Origin of the sequence: Mesorhizobium sp. CA15 (assembly GCF_020165215.1) — a bacterium.
Classification (GTDB): Bacteria; Pseudomonadota; Alphaproteobacteria; order Rhizobiales; family Rhizobiaceae; genus Mesorhizobium.
In genome coordinates this window covers 514,909-534,896 of record NZ_JAIUHQ010000003.1, presented here as the reverse complement: position 1 = coordinate 534,896, position 19,988 = coordinate 514,909, and the positions used below count along the sequence as shown (strand labels likewise).

The 19,988-nt window shown below is 63.1% G+C and carries 20 protein-coding genes; 11 read left to right on the top strand and 9 right to left on the bottom strand.

Features of this window, described 5'->3' with window-relative positions; translation table 11 throughout:
* Positions 1-3 precede the first annotated feature (3 nt).
* Entirely contained in the window at positions 4-135 is a 132-nt protein-coding gene (locus LB515_RS28120) for a hypothetical protein (RefSeq protein ID WP_263490218.1), read from the bottom strand.
* 203 nt (positions 136-338) lie between these two features.
* Here LB515_RS28120 and LB515_RS09130 point away from each other — a divergent pair, with 203 nt between their 5' ends.
* The 7 genes from LB515_RS09130 (at position 339) to LB515_RS09100 (ending at position 7,133) form a co-directional block, all read left to right on the top strand.
* The gene (locus LB515_RS09130) at positions 339-1,061 is read left to right on the top strand and encodes a hypothetical protein (RefSeq protein ID WP_224707483.1); all 723 of its coding nucleotides are present in this window, start codon (positions 339-341) and stop codon (positions 1,059-1,061) included.
* A gap of 325 nt (positions 1,062-1,386) precedes the next feature.
* Positions 1,387-3,546: a transglycosylase domain-containing protein gene (locus LB515_RS09125; RefSeq protein WP_224707482.1), complete on the top strand. Its 2,160-nt coding sequence runs from the start codon at positions 1,387-1,389 to the stop codon at positions 3,544-3,546.
* Between the two features lie 80 nt (positions 3,547-3,626).
* On the top strand, positions 3,627-4,211 hold the full coding sequence (locus LB515_RS09120; RefSeq protein WP_224707481.1) for a DUF1214 domain-containing protein: 585 nt from the start codon (positions 3,627-3,629) through the stop codon (positions 4,209-4,211).
* Positions 4,204-4,752, top strand: a complete 549-nt coding sequence (locus tag LB515_RS09115; protein ID WP_140845761.1) for a DUF1254 domain-containing protein — start codon at positions 4,204-4,206, stop codon at positions 4,750-4,752. Before LB515_RS09120 ends, LB515_RS09115 begins: the two co-directional genes overlap by 8 nt.
* Positions 4,753-5,148: 396 nt before the next feature.
* Positions 5,149-6,153 carry a DUF2336 domain-containing protein gene (locus LB515_RS09110; RefSeq protein ID WP_224707480.1) on the top strand — a complete coding sequence of 335 codons (1,005 nt, stop codon included), beginning with the start codon at positions 5,149-5,151 and terminating at the stop codon, positions 6,151-6,153.
* 196 nt (positions 6,154-6,349) lie between these two features.
* The gene (locus tag LB515_RS09105) at positions 6,350-6,778 is read left to right on the top strand and encodes a MerR family transcriptional regulator (RefSeq protein ID WP_095767174.1); all 429 of its coding nucleotides are present in this window, start codon (positions 6,350-6,352) and stop codon (positions 6,776-6,778) included.
* Complete coding sequence (locus LB515_RS09100) at positions 6,714-7,133, top strand: carboxymuconolactone decarboxylase family protein (protein WP_140636153.1); 420 nt, start codon at positions 6,714-6,716, stop codon at positions 7,131-7,133. Before LB515_RS09105 ends, LB515_RS09100 begins: the two co-directional genes overlap by 65 nt.
* Before the next feature lie 75 nt (positions 7,134-7,208).
* Here LB515_RS09100 and LB515_RS09095 read toward each other — a convergent pair whose 3' ends face one another.
* The 3 genes from LB515_RS09095 to LB515_RS09085 all read right to left on the bottom strand — a co-directional run bounded on the left by LB515_RS09095 (position 7,209) and on the right by LB515_RS09085 (position 10,125).
* A complete protein-coding gene (locus LB515_RS09095; protein WP_224707478.1) occupies positions 7,209-7,556 on the bottom strand; it encodes a DUF1491 family protein in 348 nt (115 codons plus the stop codon).
* A gap of 69 nt (positions 7,557-7,625) precedes the next feature.
* Positions 7,626-8,414, bottom strand: coding sequence for a peptidoglycan-binding protein (locus LB515_RS09090; RefSeq protein WP_224707477.1), 789 nt, complete (start codon positions 8,412-8,414; stop codon positions 7,626-7,628).
* The gene (locus LB515_RS09085; RefSeq protein WP_224707476.1) at positions 8,389-10,125 is read right to left on the bottom strand and encodes a PAS domain-containing sensor histidine kinase; all 1,737 of its coding nucleotides are present in this window, start codon (positions 10,123-10,125) and stop codon (positions 8,389-8,391) included. The genes LB515_RS09090 and LB515_RS09085 overlap by 26 nt, the downstream gene beginning before the upstream one ends.
* Positions 10,126-10,680: 555 nt before the next feature.
* Here LB515_RS09085 and LB515_RS09080 point away from each other — a divergent pair.
* Both LB515_RS09080 and LB515_RS09075 read left to right on the top strand, forming a co-directional pair.
* Positions 10,681-11,082 carry a DUF5330 domain-containing protein gene (locus LB515_RS09080; RefSeq protein ID WP_095766872.1) on the top strand — a complete coding sequence of 134 codons (402 nt, stop codon included), beginning with the start codon at positions 10,681-10,683 and terminating at the stop codon, positions 11,080-11,082.
* Between the two features lie 174 nt (positions 11,083-11,256).
* The gene (locus tag LB515_RS09075) at positions 11,257-11,685 is read left to right on the top strand and encodes a SufE family protein (RefSeq protein ID WP_095767172.1); all 429 of its coding nucleotides are present in this window, start codon (positions 11,257-11,259) and stop codon (positions 11,683-11,685) included.
* 80 nt (positions 11,686-11,765) lie between these two features.
* Here LB515_RS09075 and LB515_RS09070 read toward each other — a convergent pair whose 3' ends face one another.
* Both LB515_RS09070 and LB515_RS09065 read right to left on the bottom strand, forming a co-directional pair.
* Positions 11,766-12,191: a MucR family transcriptional regulator gene (locus tag LB515_RS09070; RefSeq protein ID WP_040991330.1), complete on the bottom strand. Its 426-nt coding sequence runs from the start codon at positions 12,189-12,191 to the stop codon at positions 11,766-11,768.
* Positions 12,192-12,609: 418 nt separating this feature from the next.
* A complete protein-coding gene (locus LB515_RS09065; RefSeq protein ID WP_224606435.1) occupies positions 12,610-12,954 on the bottom strand; it encodes an SH3 domain-containing protein in 345 nt (114 codons plus the stop codon).
* A gap of 131 nt (positions 12,955-13,085) precedes the next feature.
* On the opposite strand from LB515_RS09065, the gene LB515_RS09060 reads away from it, so the two are divergent.
* Both LB515_RS09060 and LB515_RS09055 read left to right on the top strand, forming a co-directional pair.
* Entirely contained in the window at positions 13,086-15,197 is a 2,112-nt protein-coding gene (locus LB515_RS09060) for a S9 family peptidase (RefSeq protein ID WP_224707474.1), read from the top strand.
* A 102-nt stretch (positions 15,198-15,299) separates the two neighbouring features.
* Positions 15,300-15,689 carry an SET domain-containing protein gene (locus LB515_RS09055; protein ID WP_095766869.1) on the top strand — a complete coding sequence of 130 codons (390 nt, stop codon included), beginning with the start codon at positions 15,300-15,302 and terminating at the stop codon, positions 15,687-15,689.
* A gap of 81 nt (positions 15,690-15,770) precedes the next feature.
* Here the strand turns inward: LB515_RS09055 and LB515_RS09050 are convergent, their stop codons facing one another.
* The 3 genes from LB515_RS09050 to LB515_RS09040 form a co-directional block, all read right to left on the bottom strand.
* Entirely contained in the window at positions 15,771-18,317 is a 2,547-nt protein-coding gene (locus tag LB515_RS09050; RefSeq protein ID WP_224707473.1) for an AMP-binding protein, read from the bottom strand.
* A 190-nt stretch (positions 18,318-18,507) separates the two neighbouring features.
* Entirely contained in the window at positions 18,508-19,452 is a 945-nt protein-coding gene (locus LB515_RS09045) for a cytochrome c (RefSeq protein WP_224628754.1), read from the bottom strand.
* Positions 19,453-19,462: 10 nt separating this feature from the next.
* Positions 19,463-19,900 (bottom strand): c-type cytochrome, encoded by a 438-nt coding sequence (locus tag LB515_RS09040; RefSeq protein ID WP_041002227.1) that lies wholly within the window; start codon positions 19,898-19,900, stop codon positions 19,463-19,465.
* Between the last annotated feature and the right edge of the window lie 88 nt (positions 19,901-19,988).

Here is a 19,988-nt window from a genome sequence, read left to right as displayed (position 1 = left end):
TCCTCATTGCCGCATCGCCTTGCCTTCGACGTCGCAGGGCGAGGCGGCGATGGCGCGCGCCGGCCGTTCGACCCCGACAATGTGTACGGAAAGCTCGGTCCCCTCCCCGGCGAAACCGTCATCGAGCAACGCCAAGGCGACGCTCTTAGCGAGCCTGTAGCAACGCACCCTGCCGGCGCGGAGGTTCCTATCTGTTCGTTCAAGCCGACGACCGTTGGACACCCACGTCTCGCGACCTTCCGAAGAATCGGATGCATTTTGGAACAATTAAAGATTGTTTCAGTTCAAGGTCCATCACAAAGCCGCGTCATTTCAAGGCAGCGAGTTGACGGCATCCAATGACGACGGGCGAGGACAAAACCAGCGATCAAACCCTGCAATGCCTCACGACCGAACATTTCGTGTTGCAGACGGCGCGGTCGGCCACCATCCAGGAAGCCAATTCGCGCGCAGACCTTTTCCTGACCGCCGTTTCCAGCGCGACCGTCGCGCTGGCATTCGTCGCTCAAGTAACGCGCATGGGGCAGCCATTCGTTTTTTTCAGTCTGATCCTGCTTCCCTGCCTGTATTTCATCGGTATCGTCACCTTCGTTCGGGCGGTCCAAGTCGCAATCGAGGACATGGTCCTCGCACGTGGCATGGCTCGCATCCGGCACTATTTCGTGGAGACGGCTCCAGGCGTGGAGAAATACTTGATCCACTCCCGTCACGACGACGACGAGGCATTGATCGTCAGCAAAGCCCTTCATTCCTCGCACTGGCAGTCATTCATGAGCACAGCGGGGATGGTGAGCGTCGTCGCCAGTGTCATTGCAGGTGTCTTCGCCGGCGTGCTGGCGAAAGCCGTCGCAGTCCTGGGTATCGTTCCAGCAACCGGAATTGGCATGTTGGTATTCGCCGTCAGCGTCTTCGCCCTTCGTCGATACCAAGAGGCTAGATGGAATGCTGTCGAACATATGCTGGACGTGCGGTTCCCAAGCACCACAGCTGCCTCCCGTGGCGCCGGCCGTTCAGATGAACGGGTCGAGAGCACCCCGGAGCATAATCGTGCAAGTCTATGAATTCGCGCGGCAAGAATGGGCCAACCTCGCGTGACAGACACCTCGATGGGGCAAGGCGCGCGTCAGCCATCTCGCCGCCTATCTGCGCTCCTTCATCGGCCAGGAACCGACCGAGGCGGATGCGGTGCATCGTATGCGATTCATCGCAGCGCGGTGATTTCGATCGGCCGTTGACGGCCAGCACACCTCCGATCAACAAAGCTGGTGCTGTGGCTTCGCTGCCCTTGTGAGCGGTGATAAAATGGTCAAATAGTTTGACAGGGTGCCACCCTGAAACTGCCCGCATGCTGTTTTCGGGCGAAAGGGCGTTGGGGCGGAAGTCGGAATGGCAAGTCCTTCGAAACCACGCAAGAGGAGAAGAGGCCGCATCGCTTCGGCGCTGCTCGGCGTCGACGCTTGGTTCGATAGCTCGCTCTACGAGATCGGCTTCAAGGCCCGCGAATTCTGGGAAGCGGCGACTATCTTTTCCCGCCGTTTCCGGGTGCATGGCTGGCGCCGCACGGTCATCGAGGTGCTGAGCGAAGGGTTCACCATGGGCGCCGGCGGCTTCGTGGTGCTGCTCGCGCTCGCCATGCCCGCCTTCGACATCACCACCGGCGACTGGCGCAGCCAGGGCGATTTCGCCGTGACCTTCCTGGATCGCTACGGCAACGAGATCGGCCAGCGCGGTATCATCCAGCGCGATTCCGTGCCGGTCGACGAGATGCCCGACATCGTCATCAAGGCGGTGCTGGCGACCGAGGACCGGCGTTTCTTCGACCATTACGGCATCGATGTCCTCGGCCTGTCGCGCGCGATCTTCGAGAATGTGCGCGCCAATTCCGTGGTCCAGGGCGGCTCCAGCATCACGCAGCAGCTCGCCAAGAACCTGTTTCTCTCCAACGAGCGCACATTGGAGCGCAAGATCAAGGAAGCCTTCCTGTCGCTATGGCTGGAAGCAAACCTGTCCAAGAAAGAGATCCTGCAGCTCTATCTCGACCGCGCCTATATGGGCGGCGGCACGTTCGGCATCGAGGCGGCGGCGGATTTCTATTTCGGCAAGAGCGTGAAGGATTTGAGCCTCGCCGAAGCGGCGATGCTGGCCGGCCTGTTCAAGGCGCCGACCAAATACGCCCCGCACATCAACCTGCCGGCGGCCCGTGCCCGCGCCAATGTGGTGCTGTCAAACCTGGTCGATGCGGGTTTCATGACCGAGGGCCAGGTGCTGCAGGCGCGCCTGCATCCGGCCGACGTCGTCGATCGCGGCGAGCAGAAGAGCCCGGATTATTTCCTCGACTGGGCCTTCGACGAGGTCAAGAAGATCGCCAAGCCTGGCCAGCACTCGCTGGTCGCCCACACCACTTTCGACGCCAACATCCAGAAGGCGGCCGAGGAGTCGGTCGAGTTCCATCTTCGCCAGTTCGGCAAGGAATACAATGTCACCGAAGGCGCGGTGGTGGTGATCGAGACCAACGGCGCGGTGCGCGCCATCGTCGGCGGCCGGGATTATGGCACCAGCCAGTTCAACCGCGCCACCAAGGCTCTGCGCCAGACCGGTTCATCCTTCAAACCGTATGTCTACGCCACAGCGATGGAGCACGGGTTCACGCCGGACTCGGTGGTTTCCGGCGGCGCGATCAGCTGGGGCAGCTGGTCGCCGCATAATTACAGCGGCGGATCGGCCGGCAACGTGACGCTGCTCACGGCGATCGCCAAGTCGATCAACACGGTGCCGGTGCGGCTCGCCAAGGATTACCTCGGCATCGGGCCGATCAAGGCGATGGCCGAATCGATGGGCGTGGAATCGCCACTGGAATCGCACAAGACCATGGTGCTCGGCACATCCGGCATGACGGTGATGGACCAGGCGACGGGCTACAGCGTCTTTGCGCAGAACGGTTTCGTCGGCTCGCGCCACGGCATCACCCAGCTCGTCACCCGCACCGGCGACGTGGTCTATGACTGGGCCAAGGACGCGCCGCCACCACATCGGGTGCTGTCGGAAAAGGCGCTGAAATACATGAACACCATGCTGGCGGCGGTGCCGGTTATCGGCACCGCGAGACGCGCCCAGCTTCCGAACATCGTCGTTGCCGGCAAGACCGGGACGACGCAATCCTACCGCGACGCCTGGTTCGTCGGCTTCACCGGCAATTACACAGCCGCCGTCTGGCTCGGCAATGACGACTTCACGGCGACCAACAAGATGACAGGCGGCTCGCTGCCGGCGATGGTCTGGCAGCGGCTGATGGTCTACGCGCATCAGAACATCGATCTGAAGCCGATCCCCGGTCTCGATCATCCTTGGGTCGATCCGGAGGTCGCGGCCAAAGCAGAGGAAGCGGCCAAGAAGGAAGCCGATGCGGCGGCGGCGCAAGCCGAGGCCGAACGCCCGCCGGTGCTTTCCAGCCGCACCAGCCAAACGTTACGGGACATGACCAAGGCGTTCCAGGCCGCGCCGGCGCTCGTTGCGCCCACCATGCCGGAGACGCTTTCGGCGCTTTAGGACGGCCCTGGCGTGAAGCCGGCTTGCCACGGCACCCCGCGCCGCGATATCCCGGGCAACCTCCTCTGTTTGCGGCTCTCATGCTCAAGAACGCCATCCTGACGCTGCTTTCGCTTGCCATAGCCATCGGGCTAGGCGGCTACAGCGTCTGGTATGCGCTCAACGCGCAGGACGGCGTGGGCGCGATCCGCATCGGCCAATGGACCGCTTTCCCGGAGGTCGGGACACTGGCCGCCGACCCTTATTCCAAGGCGCGCGTTGCACGCGAGGGCGTGCTGGCGCTCGGCCAGGCCGAGGGACTTGCCTTCGTTGCCGAGCGCGACGATGCCGGCGAGCCGCTGAAACGCGAATGCACCTATACGATCGAAGGCGGTTATCCGACCGCCCGCTTCTGGACGCTCTATGCCGCCGACCAGTCGCTTGGCGCGATCGACACAGGCAAGCCGAGGCAGTCGGCGCTGCAATCCTACGAAGTGCTGCGCCAGCCCGACAATTCCGTCGTCATCTCCGTCGGCAGCCGGCCGGCGCCCGGAAACTGGCTGCTGACCGGCGGCTCCGGCAAGATGTATTTCGTGCTGACCTTTTACGACACGCCGATCGCCTCGAGCACCGGCCTCTCGGACGTGACACTGCCGCGCATCCTGAAGGCGGGCTGCAATGCGTAGACTGCTGCATGCCCTGATCCTCGGCCTGCTCGGCGCCGGCATCGTGCACATCGTTGTGCTGTTCCTGGTGCCGGAATTTTCCGAACGCGATGCCTGGTCGCGCCTGGCGATGGCATCCGACTTCTACAAGATGACGCGGCTAGACGCCGAGGCCGGCGGCGCGCCGGTGGTGAAATCGGTGGATCCATTGTTTTATGCGGCCGCCTGCCGTTTCAACCTTGCCGACGGGCTGGTCAGGATCAGGGCGCCGGGCGACGTGCCGTTCTGGTCGGCCTCGGTCTACGACCGCAACGGCCACAACATCTATTCCTTCAACGACCACAACGCCAATGGCGAGAAGCTCGACGCGGTGGTGTTGACGCCGGCGCAGATGATCGACGTGCGGCGCGACCTTCCGGAGGATCTGCAGGGCGCGATCTTCGTCGAGGCGCCGATCGAGGAAGGCATTTTCGTCGTCCGCGCCTTTGTGCCGGACGGGAGCTGGAAGCCGATCGTGTCACGCTTCCTCGATCAGGGCGCCTGCGAATTGCAGGACTACTGAGAAAGGCGCCCGATCAGTGATGCGGCTTGGCAGGAGGCGGAGAGCCCGGCCTGTCGGAGCTGCTGTCGCCGGGCCGTGCCTCACCGGCCTGCGGATGCAACTCGTAACGGACGCCGGGGAAAATGATGACCGCCGCCGCCGTCGTGGTGTCGTGACTTGCTCGATTTACTGGTGCCGCTCGCGGCACAAAAGACAGGACCATGCCCATGGTTCGCGCATTCCTCTCGGTTTGACCGGAGCACAACGCAACGCCTCCAAAGTTGATTAAGGGGCTTAGAGGGTTAACGGAGCGCTAACGGATAGCGGCTAATTTGACGTTTGTTTTCCTGAAGGTGCGAAACCGGCCCGGCCGGATTGCGCGGTTCGGGATTGTGTCGAGTATCGGGCGTATCCTCCGTGTCATCTTCCGATTTCAGGCAAATCGCTATCCGGACCGAAGCAGGAAAGGCCGAAAGGCTGTTCCGCGCCGCCGTGTCGGCCTTCTGCTCGCTGACGCGTCCCTCGCGCCGAGAGATCGCCCAGCTCGAAGACCTGACACTGCCGCTGTTCGACGAAGTCTCGGTCGAGTCGCGCCGCTACGTCGCTGCCGCCCTTTCCGAATGCGACTACGCGCCGACCGCGCTGGTCAGGCGGCTGGCTGAAGAGCCGGTCGAGATCGCAGCCCCCCTGCTCACCCGCTCCAACGCGCTGAGCGATATCGACCTCATCGCGCTGATCGGCCGGCACGGCCTACCGCATGCGCGCGCCATTGCGCGCCGCAAGGAGCTCAACCCGACGATCGCCGACCTGATCCGCGTGCTGGAAAGGCCGACGCTGGTCAAGGCACGGCCGCCCGAGACGGTCACCAGGCTTGCGCCGAAACCCGAGCCGGCGGCCAAGGCGGATACCGACCGTCCCGCGCCAGGCGAAGCCGCGGAGCACGCGCGGCGCCGCCTGCGGGCGATGATGCGCCCGACCGGCGACGCTGCGGACGTCAACACCTTCCTTGGCCAGCCGGCCTATGTGAAATTGCGCGAGACGGCGCTGACGGGGAACCTGGCATTCTTCCAGACCGCGCTGGCCGATGTGCTGGAGATCGACTTCGCGACGGCCCGCTCGGTGACCGGGCAATCGGGCTATGTCGCGCTGCTTGCGGCGCTGCGTGCCCTCGACCTCAGCGAAGACAGGGCCTTCCTGATCGCCGTCGCGGTCTATCCCGGCGAGTTCCCGCATCCGCAGGCGATCCGCCTGTTCCTCGACAGCTATCGGCTGCTGCACCGCGAGACGGCGCTCGATAAGGTACGCGCCTGGAAGACGGAGACCCTTTCGCGGGCGATCCGCGGCGGTGCGCCCGACGCGTCCGGCGTCGCGCATCAGGCTTCGAACAGCGGCGCGGCGAGTGCCAGCGTCAAGGCATCCTGATCGGTTTAAAGCGCCTCGCGCTGAAGGAACCCGGTGGCGACGCCTTTAAGCGTTTGTTTTTTATTTTAAAATCAACGAGCCGATGTTCGTCGCGAGACCGGGCATTTCCGCGACACGACAAAGTGACAACGCCTCTTGACTTAGAGTGCGCTCTAACTCGTAGCTTTCTGGGCGTCGTGACGAAAGAATGGCATTGATGAAGATTGGCGAGCTGGCGAAGCGTTCGGGACTGTCTGCCTACACAATCCGTTACTATGAGCGGATCGGGCTGCTTCCCCATGCCGACAGGGACCAATCGGGCCAACGTGACTACGACGCATCAATCCTGACCTGGATAGAATTTCTCGACCGGCTCAAAACGACCGGGATGCCTATTCGGGAAATGCTGCGCTACGCGGCCTTGCGGGAGCGCGGCGCCGACACCGAAGCGGAGCGCGGCGCGCTGCTCAAGCAGCACCGTGAGCGTGTCCGTGCGCATGTGGCCAAACTGCAAGCCTGCCTTCTCGTCCTCGACACCAAGATCGCCGGATATGCCGGCGTGAAACAGAGGATGAAGGACTATGACGCATCAATCCCCGAACATCGGCGAAAGCCGGCTGGAACGCGGCAAGCGGGCGCTCGCTGAAATCGACGGCGAAGCCGGCCACAAAGTCATTGCCGCTCTTGCTGACATTGCCCCCGACTTCGCGAACTACGTGTTCGAGTTCTCGTTTGGCGACATCTACAGCCGCCCCGGTCTCGATCTGCGCGCCCGTGAGATCGCGACCATCGCGGCGCTGACAGCGATGGGAACCGCTACCCCGCAACTGAAAGTCCATATCGAGGCGGGGCTCAATGTCGGGTTGACCAAGGACGAAATCGTCGAAACTATCATCCAGATGACGGTCTATGCCGGGTTTCCCGCGGCGCTCAACGGATTGTTTGCGGCCAAAGAAGTCTTCGCCGCACGGTTTCCCGTCCAGAACGGGGAAGCGGCGTGATGAACCTTCTGCGCTTCGTTGGCCCGCGGCCGGCGCTCGTGCTCTCATGGTGATTCCCGTAGACGGTAAAACGCCCTAGTCGGCCTTCACCGAAAGAAGCTCTTCGATGGGAACGGTCCCGCCCTCGATCTCGACCACCCAGATGTCGGGATCGAATTTTTTCTCCCGCTCCAGCCGCGCATCGAAGGCCGAGCTGTCGTCGCTCGTGCCGAGCACGGCGAAAAAGCGCTCATCGGGCTTGGCCGAATCGTAGCTGGTCTGCGGCGCCGGCCCGTAGAAGGTCACCTCTCCCAGACGCCCGCGCGACAACACGAAGACGGCGCCAGCCTCGGTCGCGCCGCGCTTGACGACGGCGGCGAAGCCGCCGGCGCCGAACACGCGGCGCACAAGGGCCGAGACCCAGAGATCGGTGGTCACGCGCATGGGAAGGTTCCGGATGTCATGCGCGGTTTCTTACAGCAAGGATCAAAGAACCGAAACGATCGCTGCCGCTCAGTTCGTCAGGCCGATCTCGCGCATTTTGACATAAACGGCCTCGTCCGGCTCGCCGGTCTCGGGCAGTCCGAACAAGGCCTGGAATTCCTTGATCGCGGCCTTGGTGCGGGCGCCGACCTTGCCGTCGAGCTGCATGTCGCCATTGCCGAACGCCTTGAGGCCGGCCTGGATCTTGACGATGCGGGCGTCGGGCGGCTGCGTGGCGCCATCGGCCGGAGCGGAGACCTGGATCACCTGCGGTTTGGCAGACGCGGCGACTGCGCCATCGGCCGGCCGCGGCGCCGGGTGGGGAATGGCCGCCGTCGTCTGGCGGGCGCCAAGCTGGTCGAGCAGCGCGCCGTCAATCTCGCCCGACCCCGGCAGCCCGACTTTCAGCTGGTAGGTCTGGATCGCCTTGCGCGTGGCCGGTCCGGTGAGGCCGTCGACCGTGCCGTCGTAGAAGTTGAGGTCCTTCAGGATGCCCTGCACCTGCTGGACGACCGGGTCCGGCTTGACCGTCGGCTGCGCCGGCGCCTGGCGCACGATGTTGATAGTGGTCTCCGGTTCGTCGGAGACGGTATGCGGGAAGTTCTCGATGCTTCGCGTGGCGAAGAAGGCTCCGGTATGCGGAAAAGGCTGATACCAGAGCGCATTGGCCGAGACGTAGAACAGCGTCACCAGAAAAGCGGTCGAGCCGCCGACCAGAACCGGATTGCTGGCGATCAGTTGACCGACGGCAACCGCGCCCTCGGCAAGAACGCCGCGCTCGGGTTCGACCACCTTAGGCCGTTTTGCGGAGCGAGCCATTCCTCTCCCCATTTGCGTCCCCCTTCGGCTTGGCCGCCGGCATGGCCAGCACGCCGGATGGCGCACCGGATCGCCGCTTCGGCCCGTTCACCGGCAGGCCGATCGTCACCGTGGTGCCCTCACCCGGCGCGCTCTCGATCGACATCGTACCCTCGTGCAGCGCCACCAGGCCCTTGACCAGCGACAGGCCGAGTCCGGTTCCCTCGAAACGACGCGTGTAGTCGTTCTGGATCTGCATGAACGGCTTGCCGAGATTGGCCATGTCCTCCTCGGCGATGCCGATACCGGTATCGCTCACCCAGAAATGCAGGTGCGAGCCGACGCGCTTGGCCCCGATCACCACGCTGCCGCCATCGGGCGTGAACTTCACCGCGTTCGAGGCGAGATTAATCAGAATCTGCTGGACCGCCCGGCGGTCGGCATTGATCTCGCCCGCATCCGGGGCAATCTGCGTGGCAAGAACTATGCTCTTGGCATCGGCCAGCGGTCGCATCATCGAGCGGCACATGTCGACGGCCTCGACAAAGCGGAACGGCTCCAGCTCGGTCGCATAGGCGCCCGCCTCGATGCGCGAAACATCGAGGATCGAGGTGACGACGGACAGCAGATGCTGGCCGGACTCCCTGACCAGGCCGACATATTCCTTCTGACGCGGATCCTTGAAGGGCCCGAACATCTCATGCAGGAGCATGTCGGAAAAGCCGAGGATCGCATTGAGCGGCGTGCGCAGCTCGTGGCTGACCACGGCCAGGAAGCGGCCCTTGGCCACGTCGGCAGCCGCAGCGGCTTCCCTCGCCTGCGCAAGCTCCTCGCGAAGTGCTGCGACATCGTCATTTTCGCGCAGAACCAGGATGAAGACGTCGCGGTCGACCGCGCCGCGCAGCAGCTCGAGGCTGAACGGGCGGAAATTGTCGACCGCGCCAGAACCCTCGCGCGGCAAGCGGATGCGCAGATCAAGCTGGCGCTTCGGCGCGCCCTCGCGCATGTCGGCCAGAGCGGTGAGATAAGCGACGCGGTCGGAAAGATGGATGCGGTCGAACAGGCCGGTGCCGAGCAGAAGCTCGGGCGCCAATTTCAGGATCGAACGCGTCTTGGCGGACGCGTCGACCACTTCGCCCTGGCGCCCGAGGCGGAGCACGACGGCGTCGATGACGTCCTCGAGACGATCGCCGGCAGGCTCCGCCGACCCTAAGCCGGCCGGGCTGGCGAAGGCGGCGGCCCGCGGCAACAGCGTCAGCGCCCAGGCGAGCGGCAGCAGCCAATGCCAGGCGGCGGTCTCGCCGAACGGCAGCAACTGCCCGGCAAAGGGCTGCAGCACGATAGCGGCAAGCGCCGCCAGCGCGCCCGTCAGCGCGGCGCGCCGCGACCCTGAGACCCACCAGCTTTCAACCGGCAATGCGACAGCAAGGAGTGCCGCCGGCGAGGCCAATCCGCCCGCCGCAGCGATAGCGCCGGCTAGGGCAAGCCCACCCAACACGACCGCCATGCGGCCGGCAAGCGCCATATGGCCGGTGGCCGCCACCAGAAGCGCCGCGAACCAGCACAGGCCGAAAGCGGCAAAGATCGCGGCTATCGTGACGGCAGCGCCGACACTTGAAGTGACCAGCGTGACCGCGGCGCCCGCGGCAAGGAAGGGCGCGGCGAGCATGACACCGATGAAGCGGCGCTGGCGCAGGCGCTCCGCCTCACCCGTCACGGTCGGGTGAACCATGCGTTCGCAGCCGGCGGAAACCGCGCCAGGCAATTGAACGTATCTGGCTGAAATAGAACTCAACGCACGCGTACCCGGTCGTGAAAAACGCCTGCCTGGCAGGTGACTCATCAATTGGCTTGAAACTCGCATCCAGCGTTTAAGGAATGGATAAGGCTGGCGAAGCCGGCGACCGCGCCAAGGCAAATATTGTGATGCCAGCCCGGCAAAGCATGCCGACTTGGCGCCATGGTAAACGGCGGGTTAGCCGCAAGGCCTGTGCCAAAACGGGCCGGAACTTGAACCGACTAAGTTCTGCCTGGAGTAAAATCGTTTAATAACAATGCGATACATGGTTATCGTAAAGTTAACGAAGCCGATGAGATTCGACACAAGCCCATGTCAAAACCGATCCTTTCGAATTTGCCTAAAATTTGAGGAAAATTCGCGGCTTCGATGCAAGCCGTCCTTTGCGTGACCGTGCCACTATCGTGCCCATAAAAGAGGTCATGCCGATGGATGCGTGATCCGTCACGGATGGATGCATCATTCCATCCCCGATGAGAGGCAAGTAAGATGGGCTTTCTGATCAGGATGGCTTTCTGGTTTTCGCTGGTGCTGCTGGCGCTGCCGCTCGGCGTCGGCCCGGGCGAGAACGGCCAGCAGAGCGTCGGACCGATCCAGGCGCTGTTTGCGGCGCGCGAGGCGGTCGGCGACATTGCAGGGCTCTGCGAGCGCAAGCCCGATGTCTGCGAGACCGGCAAATCGGCCATGTACACCATCACCGTTCGCGCCAAGGAAACGGCCAAGATCGCCGCGGCCATGATCGACGACAAGCAGTCCGGGCAGTCCGGGCAGGCAGGCACGCCCGAAACGAAGGTCGCGGATGGCTCCGTCACGACCACCGGCAGCGTCGCCGAGGACATCGTGTTGCCGACCAAGGTCAACATTCCGGTGATGTTGACGGCCAAGAACTGAGTTCTTTCCGGCCGTTCGCTCGGCACTTTAATTTTAGCGCAATTCCTGGCGCAAAACCGCCTACGCACGTTCCCCAGAATTGCTCTAACGCCGCGGGCCCCGTCCGACCTCTCGACGCCCGCGGCGTCTTTCTTTTTCCGTGACGCGGCCGTGTCGGGCCACTATATGCGGGCAATGGCCACCTCGATTCAGACCATTCGCGACGACTTTTCCCTGCTCGACGAGTGGGAGGACCGTTATCGCTATGTGATCGAGCTCGGCGAGAGCCTGCCGCCTTTCCCTGAGGAGGAGCGCACGGCTGCGAACAAGGTGCCTGGCTGTGTGAGCCAGGTGTGGCTCACCACCAAGCAGGGAGCGGGCGCCGATCCGGTGATCGGCTTCCAGGGCGATTCGGACGCCCATATCGTGCGCGGCCTCGTCGCCATCATGCTGGCGCTGTTTTCGGGCCGGCGGGCAAGCGAAATCCAGAACACGGACGCCGAAGCGACCCTGAAGGAGCTCGGCCTTGACGAACATCTGTCGCCGCAGCGCGCCAACGGCCTCCGTTCGATGGTCAAGCGCATCAAGCGCGATGCGGAAGCGGCGCTGAAGCAGACGGCCTGATCCGGCCGATATCGCTCCCATCAGGAAAGCAAAACGGCGCCGTAAGGGCGCCGTCGAATTGCTTGACGAGCTGGGACCTATCAACGGCCCTTGCGCTTGCGGCCCAGACCCATCTTCTTGGCGAGCTGCGAGCGGGCGGCAGCGTAATTGGGGGCGACCATCGGATAGTTGGCGTCCAGGCCCCACTTCTCACGATACTCTTCCGGCGTGAGATTGTAGTGGGTCATCAGATGCCGCTTCAGCGACTTGAACTTCTTGCCGTCCTCGAGACAGACGATGTAGTCGTCATGGACCGAGCGCTTCGGATTGACGGCCGGCTTCTGCTTCTCAGCCGACGGCTGCTCCGACGAGCCCCCGACGCGGCCCAACGCGGCATGGACGTCGGCGATAAGGTTCGGCAGTTCCCCAACCGGCACCGGATTGTTGCTGACATAGGCGGCGACGACATCGGCGGTCAGCTCGATCAGCGCGTCACCGTTTTTCGAAGGTGTTTCGACGATTTCCATAGTGCTAAGGCCCCAACGAGAGTTGTTTCTAAAACTGCGCCCTTTTTTGTGGATCGGGCATCGCGCGGATTTCGTTCAGGAAAGGCTCTGAGATTCGCGTCGGTTATCTTAATGACGCCGCATTGAAAGTAAGTCAATTCGCATATTGACTTATATTGGTCGATATTCATCAACTATTGCCGATTCAGCTTCAAAAATTCGTGCGCCGTGTAACTTCGCGAGATTTTTCTGGTCAGACCAGCATGGCATGACGTTGCGGCATCCGCATGTTAGACATCCGATCGCCACTCGACACCACGTTCAATGCTTGACTAATGCTTGGGTGCCCTTTCACCTGCACAACGAATCGTGCGGCACAGCGAAGCGCAAGGATACCGCCTTGGCGGCTGGACCCGACAAGGCGACGCGACGGGATTCATCAGTAAGGCGCGATGTATTTGCCGTAGACCCAGCCGGTGACGAAATGACCATTCTGCGCCGGATCGTGCCAGATCTCGCACCAGCGATAGCGGATCGCCTGGCGCTGCTTCCATTGTGGCTGCCGGCCGATATCGAGCAGGTTTACACCTCCGGTGCAGCGGCCGGTCATCTGCAGCACGGTGCCGTTCGGATAGGCGGCCTGTTTCTGCGATGTATTGGACGGATATTTTCGAGCATTGAGCGTATCACCGAACGGCACGCCCGCCACTTGCCAGGCGGCAAAGACGGTTGCATGAGACTGGCTGGAAAAAGCCAGACCTGCCGCTACGACGGCAACTGACATTGCGGTAGAAACACAGGATTTCATCTTTCCCCCTTCGACTTAGCTTCTGTACCACCTTGAACCGCGCCCGTTGAACCGCCGCTGAGCGGCGTGTTCATTCGTCATTCAAGCAAATTCCGCAGCGAGACGTAATGACCAGAGCTTCCGCCTTGACTTCCGCCTTCCCGGCCGCCAGCCCGCCGACCCCTGAGAAACACCCGGTTTCGGACACGCATCACGGCATCACCCGCAGCGACGACTATGCCTGGATGCGGGCCGACAACTGGCAGGCCGTGTTCCGCGACCCTTCCCTGCTCGACGGCCGCATCCGCGCCCATCTCAATGCCGAGAACGCCTATCAGGCCGCGCTCATGGCCGGCACCGCGGACCTGCGCGCCAGGCTGTTTGCCGAGATGAAGGGGCGCATCAAGGAGGATGACTCGACGGTCCCCATGAAGGACGGCCGCTATGCCTACGGATCGTCGTTCCGGCAGGGCGGCGAGCAGCCGCGCTATTTCCGCACGCCGTGCGACGGCGGCACTGAGGAGATCCTGCTCGACGGCGACGCGGAAGCCGAGGGCAAGCCCTATTTCCGGCTTGGCGGCGTCGACCATTCGGCCGACCACGGGAAGCTGCTGTGGGGCTTCGACGACAAGGGTTCGGAGTTCTTCACGCTGCGCGTGCGCGATCTTGCGAGCGGCAAAGAACTTGCCGACCAGATCCCGGATACGGGCGGCGGCGGGGTCTGGGACGCCGGCGACGGCGGCTTCTTCTATACCCGTCTCGACGACAACCATCGTCCGTCGAAAGTGTTCTTCCACGCGCTGGGCGACAGGTCTGAAAACGACCGGTTGATCTATGAGGAGACCGATCCGGGCTTCTTCATGGATGTCGGCGGCACGCGCGCCAACGACTGGATCATGATCGGCATCAACGATCATGAAACGTCGGAATACCGCCTGCTGCCCGCCGATGATCCAACCGCAGAGCCGAAGCTTGTGGCGGTGCGCGAGACCGGCCTGCAATACGATCTGGAAGAAGGCGGCGACGTCTTCTTCGTCCTCACCAATGCCGACGGCGCCAAGGACTTCAAGATCATGACCGCGCCGGTCGACAATCCCGGGCGCGCCAACTGGCAGGAACTGGTGCCGCACGAGCCCGGCCGGCTGATCCTGTCGGTGCTCGGCTTCAAGCATCACATGGTCCGGCTCGAGCGCAAGGAAGGCCTGCCGCGCATCGTCGTGCGCGAGCGCGCCAGCGGCGAGGAGCATTTCATCACTTTCGACGAGGAAGCTTTTTCGCTCGGTCTCTCCGGCTCCTACGAATATGACACCGACGTGATGCGCTTCACCTATTCGTCGATGACGACGCCGGCGCAGGTGTTCGACTACAACATGCGCAGCCGCGAACGCGTGCTTTTGAAGACGCAGGAAGTGCCCTCCGGCCACGATCCTGCGCACTATGTCACGCGCAGGCTGATGGCGCCGGCAGACGACGGCGAGTTAGTGCCGATCTCGCTGCTATATCATCGCGACACGCCCCTCGACGGTTCGGCGCCCTGCCTGCTTTACGGCTACGGCTCGTACGGAATCACGGTGCCTTCCGCCTTCAATACCAATTGCCTGTCGCTGGTCGACCGCGGCTTCGTCTATGCCATCGCGCATGTGCGCGGCGGCAAGGACAAGGGATACGGTTGGTACGAGGGCGGCAAGCGGGCAAGGAAGATGAACACGTTCACCGATTTCATCGCCTGCGCCCGCCATCTCGTTGCCGAGCGCTACACACAGCACGACCGCATCGTGGCGCAGGGAGGCTCCGCCGGCGGCATGCTGATGGGGGCGATCGCCAACCTGGCCCCGGAAAGCTTCGGCGGCATCGTCGCCGAGGTGCCGTTCGTAGACGTGCTCACCACCATGCTCGACGCCAGCTTGCCGCTCACGCCGCCGGAATGGCCGGAATGGGGCAATCCGATCGCGTCCGCCGCCGACTACGCGACGATCGCGGCCTATTCGCCCTATGACAATGTGGCGGCGCTCGACTATCCGCCGATCCTGGCGCTGGCGGGCCTGACCGATCCGCGCGTCACCTATTGGGAGCCGGCGAAATGGGTGGCGCGGCTGCGCGAACGCAAGGCAGGCGGCAACCCGGTCCTGTTCAAGATCAACATGGAGTCCGGCCATGCCGGCGCCTCGGGTCGCTTCTCGCGGCTGGAGGAGATCGCCTATATTTACGCCTTTGCCTTGAAAGTGACAGGCAAGGCTTGATTTTCTACTCGCAATCGCACGGCTCGCGCGCTAGGCAATGCGCCGTCGTTTTCGGTTGTGGCCATTTCGGGGCCGCGTCCAGATACATTCGCAAGGTTCGCTATGCTGCTCGTCGACGTCTATCTCGACAAATCGCCCATCCAGGGCATCGGCGTCTTCGCCAAACACCGCATTGCGCGGGGCACATTGATCTGGAAGCTCGATCCAAGGTTCGATCGACGCATTCCCGTGGAGACCTATGAGGGCGAATCCGGCCCGGTGAAGTCCTATCTCGACCGCTATTCCTATCCGGACCGGCGCGATCCCAACTTCATCGTCTTCGAGGCGGACGACGCCCGCTATATGAACCACGCGGACGACCCGAACTGCGATATCTCCTCTCCGGAAGAGGCCTATGCGTTGCGCGACATCGCTCCCGGCGAGGAACTGACCTGCGACTACAACCACTTTTTCGAGAACGGCTTCGACTTCCTGGGCGACCGCCACCCGTAGAGCATGATGCCGAAAAGTGTGGAGCGGTTTTCGGACGACGTCATGCTCCATCACTTTGATTTAGAGCGGCACGAGCGTGGATCAGGCGGAGAGCAATTCCGGCTGGCGTCCCAGGGTCAATCTGCCACGCAGGTTTCGGATGCCTGCCAAGGCCTTGCCGGAAACGATGCCTAAGGCAATGCCACCGACGATCGCGAGCAGCTGGAAGATCGGGACCGGCAGCTTGCCCGCGGCGGGCGCCATCAATATTTCCGGGACGAAACGGTGGAAAAGGTAGATCGGAAACGCCGCGACGGCGACCTGGGCAACCACCCGCCCTATCCCGGCCGGCAGGCGAACGCGCGGCAGGTAAAGAAGGACCAAAAGCGCCGCGAAGATCATCAGATATTTGACCGTCGTCCCGAACCAGACCGACTCCCAGAAGGCCAAATAACCCAGCATAGCGGCGGCAAGCGCAGTCAGAGCCAGCTTTCTCGCCGGAGTGTCGGCGAAACAGGCACACCAACCGAATACGGCCAAATGGAAAACCCAATAGATCGTGAATATCTGGCGGTTGCCTAGGTCGACGAGCGATGGGGACGAAAAGCGCGCGACAGCGGCAACCCCCAAAAGGCCGAGCGAGAAAACGAAGGGGTGAGCCCGGGCAAGCTTGCGGACTGCAGGAATGGCAAAGATCAGAGCGAAGAGCAGGAGCGTCTGCGAATAGGCCTCGATGAACCAGTAAAGGTACGGAATCATCTCGTGACGCTCCGGTTCGGCATAGCCGAAATTCCCAGTAAGCGTCATCGAAGCCCAGGGGATCGTCCGCCAGGCTGCAGCGTAAGCGGCGACAATGAGAAAATACGGGATCAGGACGTCGATCGCTGGTTTGAGCGCGTGCCCAATTCGACCGGCAAGGAAATGGGCCGACTGGAAACGAGCAAGGCTGTAGCCGGCCAGCAGCATCATGACGCCGGAGCCGCCGGGGATAGGCCATAGCGTTTCGTGATGCACGACCACCAGCAGGATTCCGATAACCCTCAGCACTAAATCGGTCGGCATCTCGCTTGCGTGCCGGTGTTCGGGAAGTCCCGCCGCCTGGCGGTTTGCCAGCTCGGCAATGCTCAAGCGTTCCCATCCGTCCGGCAGGTTCATGCCGAGACGCTCGAGTTCCAGAGCCAATTGCAGGAATCGAAGGGAGTCCCCGCCAAGAGAGACAAAGCTGTCATTGCGGCCGACCGCGAGGGGATAGAATACGCGGGCGTAGGCACCGAGCAGGCCACCCCGCCCACAGCGGATTTCCGTCCGCCCTTCCAACATCTCCTGCTGGAGGCAGGCATAATCGATCTTGCCAGAGGCAAGTCTGGGAAAATCCTCGCGCGTCGCAACCCGAACCAGATTGGCTGGCAGGTGGCTGATCTCGGCAAGAATGCGCCGTGCTCTCCCGGTCTGGTCGGCGCCTATCACATAGGCCTGCAATCCCCGATCGTCGCCAACCACCGCGGCGGCAATGCCGGCGCGCTTCAGCGCCTGCTCCATCGTATCGAAGCCGATCCTGAGGCCTGCGATCTTGGCGAAGCGGCTTCTGCGCCCGACGATGCGGAAGAAACCATGTTGGTCCCGTACGGCAATGTCGCCAGTGTTCAGGGTCTCGAGCTCTGCGCCGCGCGCGAGGTCGAGGCGCCGCGTGCCGTAACCCATCATTACGTTCGGACCGCGATAGACGAGCTCTCCGGGAATGCCTGGTTGGCTGATCGGCTCGCCTGCAGCGTCGACGATACCGAGGCTGCCGCCCGGAATCGCCACGCCGATCCGATCCTCCTTGTCGGAAAGGCTCTCCGGCGGCACGAAAGCCATGCGGGCCGTCGCCTCGGTCTGGCCATACATGACGAAGAAGCCGCCGCCCCTGGCGACCATGTGGTTCCGATAAAGGCGGATGAGGTCCGGGCCAAGCGCTCCGCCCGCCACCGTCATCATGCGCAACGCCTTGAGCTCGGCGTCGCGGAAACGCACCCGTTCCAGAAGCTCGTAAGAATACGGGACACCAGACAGATTCGTGCAGCCGCCGTGGTCTATCGTGCTGACGAAGTCGCTGTCCATGACCGACATGCCGGTGAAGAGGACGCTAGCGCCCGCAATCAGATGCGAATTGAGGACCGACAGCCCATAGGAATAGTGGAGAGGCAGCACGAGAGCGGCCCGGTCGAAGGAAGAGAGCTCGAGATAGGCCGCGATCGAGCGCGCATTGGATTCGAGATTGCCGTAGGAAAGCCTGACCGCCTTGGCAGCGCCCGAGCTGCCGGATGTCATCAGCAGCAGCGCGAGATCGGGATGCAGCGGCTCCGCATCTCCAGCGGATCGAGCTTCCTCAACGAGACGCCAGCGGCCGTCAATTGGCCTGTAGGTGAAATCCGGCTGGAAGGCTGCCTGGAAATCGTCCCAAAGCCTATTGTCGCACGGCGGCAGCATGGCCGCTGCGTGCCCAGCCTGCAGGGCTCCGATATAGGCGGCGACTGCGTGCTCGGAAGCTTCCGCCGCAATCGCCACGAGCCGCTTTTGTCTTCGTCCCAACTGCGACGCGAAGTCTAGCGCGAGACCGCCGAGTTCCCTGTAGGACAGCATGCGTCCGCCGGCGAGGACAAGCGCCACGCGCTGCTCGTCATGGGTGAATTCGGACACAAGGTCGATGGAGGGCGTGGGCAAGCTTCGGTCCTCGGGGAATTGGCCCGAAGCGCCTATAATACATGAGTATTCAAGTCAACTAATTCGCGACCGATTGGCATGCCAAACCGCTTTACGCCATCATGTGTGGTCGCGGGTTTGACGCCGCGTGCGCAGGTTAACTCGCCGGCTTGCGCGCCGGATAGCCGTTGGGGTGCGGCGGGACGGCCTTGAGGTAGGCGGCAATCGCCGCGCGGTCGTCGGCGGTCAGTTGCGCGATGTTGCGCTGCACGTCGACCATGGAGCCGCCGACCGAATCGAAATCGGGTGTGAAGCCGGTTTCGAGGTAATTGGCGATGTCGGCCTCGGACCAGTCCTTGGTGCCGCCCTGCGGGGTGATATTGGGCACAACGCCCGAGCCTTCGGCGGCCACGGCGCCCGCCAGCCACTCGGCCTTCTTGACGCCGCCGGCGAAATCGCGCGGCGTGTGGCATTCGCCGCAATGGCCCGGACCCTCGACCAGATAGCGGCCGGCGAGAACCTTGTCCGGCGCGCCCTCTGGCAGCGCGATCACCGGTTCGGGGCTGAGATAGACAAGCTTCCAGAGGCCAATGCCGCGACGGATGGTGAAGGGGAAGGAAAGCCTGTGATCCGGCGCCTTGCCGGCAATCGCCGGCAGCGTCTTCATGAAGGCGTAGAGATCGGCGATGTCGGCCGGCTTCATGCGCGCGTAGGAGGCATAGGGAAAGGCCGGATAGAAATGCTCGCCGGAAGGAGAGACGCCTTTCAGCATGGCATTGGCGAAGTCCGCCTCGCTCCAGGCGCCGATGCCGTCCTTCCGGTCTTGCGAGATGTTGGGTGGGACGAAGGTGCCGAACGGCGTCTTGAGTTCCAAACCGCCGACCAATTGCAGCCGGGCGTCGCCCTGCGCGCCCGGTTTCGCATGGCAGGAGGTGCAGCCCCCCGCATAGAAGATGCGCTTGCCTTTGGCGGCGTCACCGGGGCCGAGTTGCGCGACGGTGCCGGCGTCCAGCCTGGCGGGCGCCGACAGGACCCAGCCGGCAGCGGCCGCGGCGCCGCCAAGCACGACGGCGGCGCCGACAAGCTTCCTCAGCCAGGCCATCGCCGGGCGATCAGCTCTTCTTGATCCGGTAGGTCTGGTGGCAGGTGCCGCAATCGCCGCCGATCGTGTTGAGTTGCGCCTTCAGCGCGTCGACGTCGGCCGGCGGCGAAGCCACCGCGGCCTTGACATCGGCCAGCAGCTTGTCTTCTGCCGCATTGAAGCCGGCCTTGTCTTCCCAGATCTTCGGCGCCGCCGTGGTGTCGCCCTTGTCGCTGCCGGCTGGGAACAGTTTCTCGGCATCCCATTTCTCAGCATTGGCCTGCAGGGCCTTCAGCGTCGTCAGCACAGCGGCGGCGTCGAAATCCTCCTCCCCCTTGACGACTTTAGACAATTGACCGGCAAGCTTGCCGCGCTCCTTCATCAAGGCCTGGCGATCCTTTATCGGATCGGCAAAGGCGACCGAACCGGCAAAAGCGAGCATAGAAATGGCGAGAACAAGCTTTCTCATTCAATTGGCTCCATGGTGAGGAAAGAGGGTACGCGACTGAACGTTAACGGACGTCACAACGGGATTATTCCCCTTCGCCGTGACGATT

Bases quoted from the DNA above. Each gene is read 5' to 3' on its own strand.
- LB515_RS09130 (WP_224707483.1), top strand. From the start codon at position 339: ATGACGACGGGCGAGGACAAAACCAGCGATCAAACCCTGCAATGCCTC.
- LB515_RS09125 (WP_224707482.1), top strand. From the start codon at position 1,387: ATGGCAAGTCCTTCGAAACCACGCAAGAGGAGAAGAGGCCGCATCGCT.
- LB515_RS09120 (WP_224707481.1), top strand. From the start codon at position 3,627: ATGCTCAAGAACGCCATCCTGACGCTGCTTTCGCTTGCCATAGCCATC.
- LB515_RS09115 (WP_140845761.1), top strand. From the start codon at position 4,204: ATGCGTAGACTGCTGCATGCCCTGATCCTCGGCCTGCTCGGCGCCGGC.
- LB515_RS09105 (WP_095767174.1), top strand. From the start codon at position 6,350: ATGAAGATTGGCGAGCTGGCGAAGCGTTCGGGACTGTCTGCCTACACA.
- LB515_RS09100 (WP_140636153.1), top strand. From the start codon at position 6,714: ATGACGCATCAATCCCCGAACATCGGCGAAAGCCGGCTGGAACGCGGC.
- LB515_RS09095 (WP_224707478.1), bottom strand. From the start codon at position 7,556: ATGCGCGTGACCACCGATCTCTGGGTCTCGGCCCTTGTGCGCCGCGTG.
- LB515_RS09090 (WP_224707477.1), bottom strand. From the start codon at position 8,414: ATGGCTCGCTCCGCAAAACGGCCTAAGGTGGTCGAACCCGAGCGCGGC.
- LB515_RS09085 (WP_224707476.1), bottom strand. From the start codon at position 10,125: ATGGTTCACCCGACCGTGACGGGTGAGGCGGAGCGCCTGCGCCAGCGC.
- LB515_RS09080 (WP_095766872.1), top strand. From the start codon at position 10,681: ATGGGCTTTCTGATCAGGATGGCTTTCTGGTTTTCGCTGGTGCTGCTG.
- LB515_RS09075 (WP_095767172.1), top strand. From the start codon at position 11,257: ATGGCCACCTCGATTCAGACCATTCGCGACGACTTTTCCCTGCTCGAC.
- LB515_RS09070 (WP_040991330.1), bottom strand. From the start codon at position 12,191: ATGGAAATCGTCGAAACACCTTCGAAAAACGGTGACGCGCTGATCGAG.
- LB515_RS09065 (WP_224606435.1), bottom strand. From the start codon at position 12,954: ATGTCAGTTGCCGTCGTAGCGGCAGGTCTGGCTTTTTCCAGCCAGTCT.
- LB515_RS09060 (WP_224707474.1), top strand. From the start codon at position 13,086: ATGACCAGAGCTTCCGCCTTGACTTCCGCCTTCCCGGCCGCCAGCCCG.
- LB515_RS09055 (WP_095766869.1), top strand. From the start codon at position 15,300: ATGCTGCTCGTCGACGTCTATCTCGACAAATCGCCCATCCAGGGCATC.
- LB515_RS09045 (WP_224628754.1), bottom strand. From the start codon at position 19,452: ATGGCCTGGCTGAGGAAGCTTGTCGGCGCCGCCGTCGTGCTTGGCGGC.
- LB515_RS09040 (WP_041002227.1), bottom strand. From the start codon at position 19,900: ATGAGAAAGCTTGTTCTCGCCATTTCTATGCTCGCTTTTGCCGGTTCG.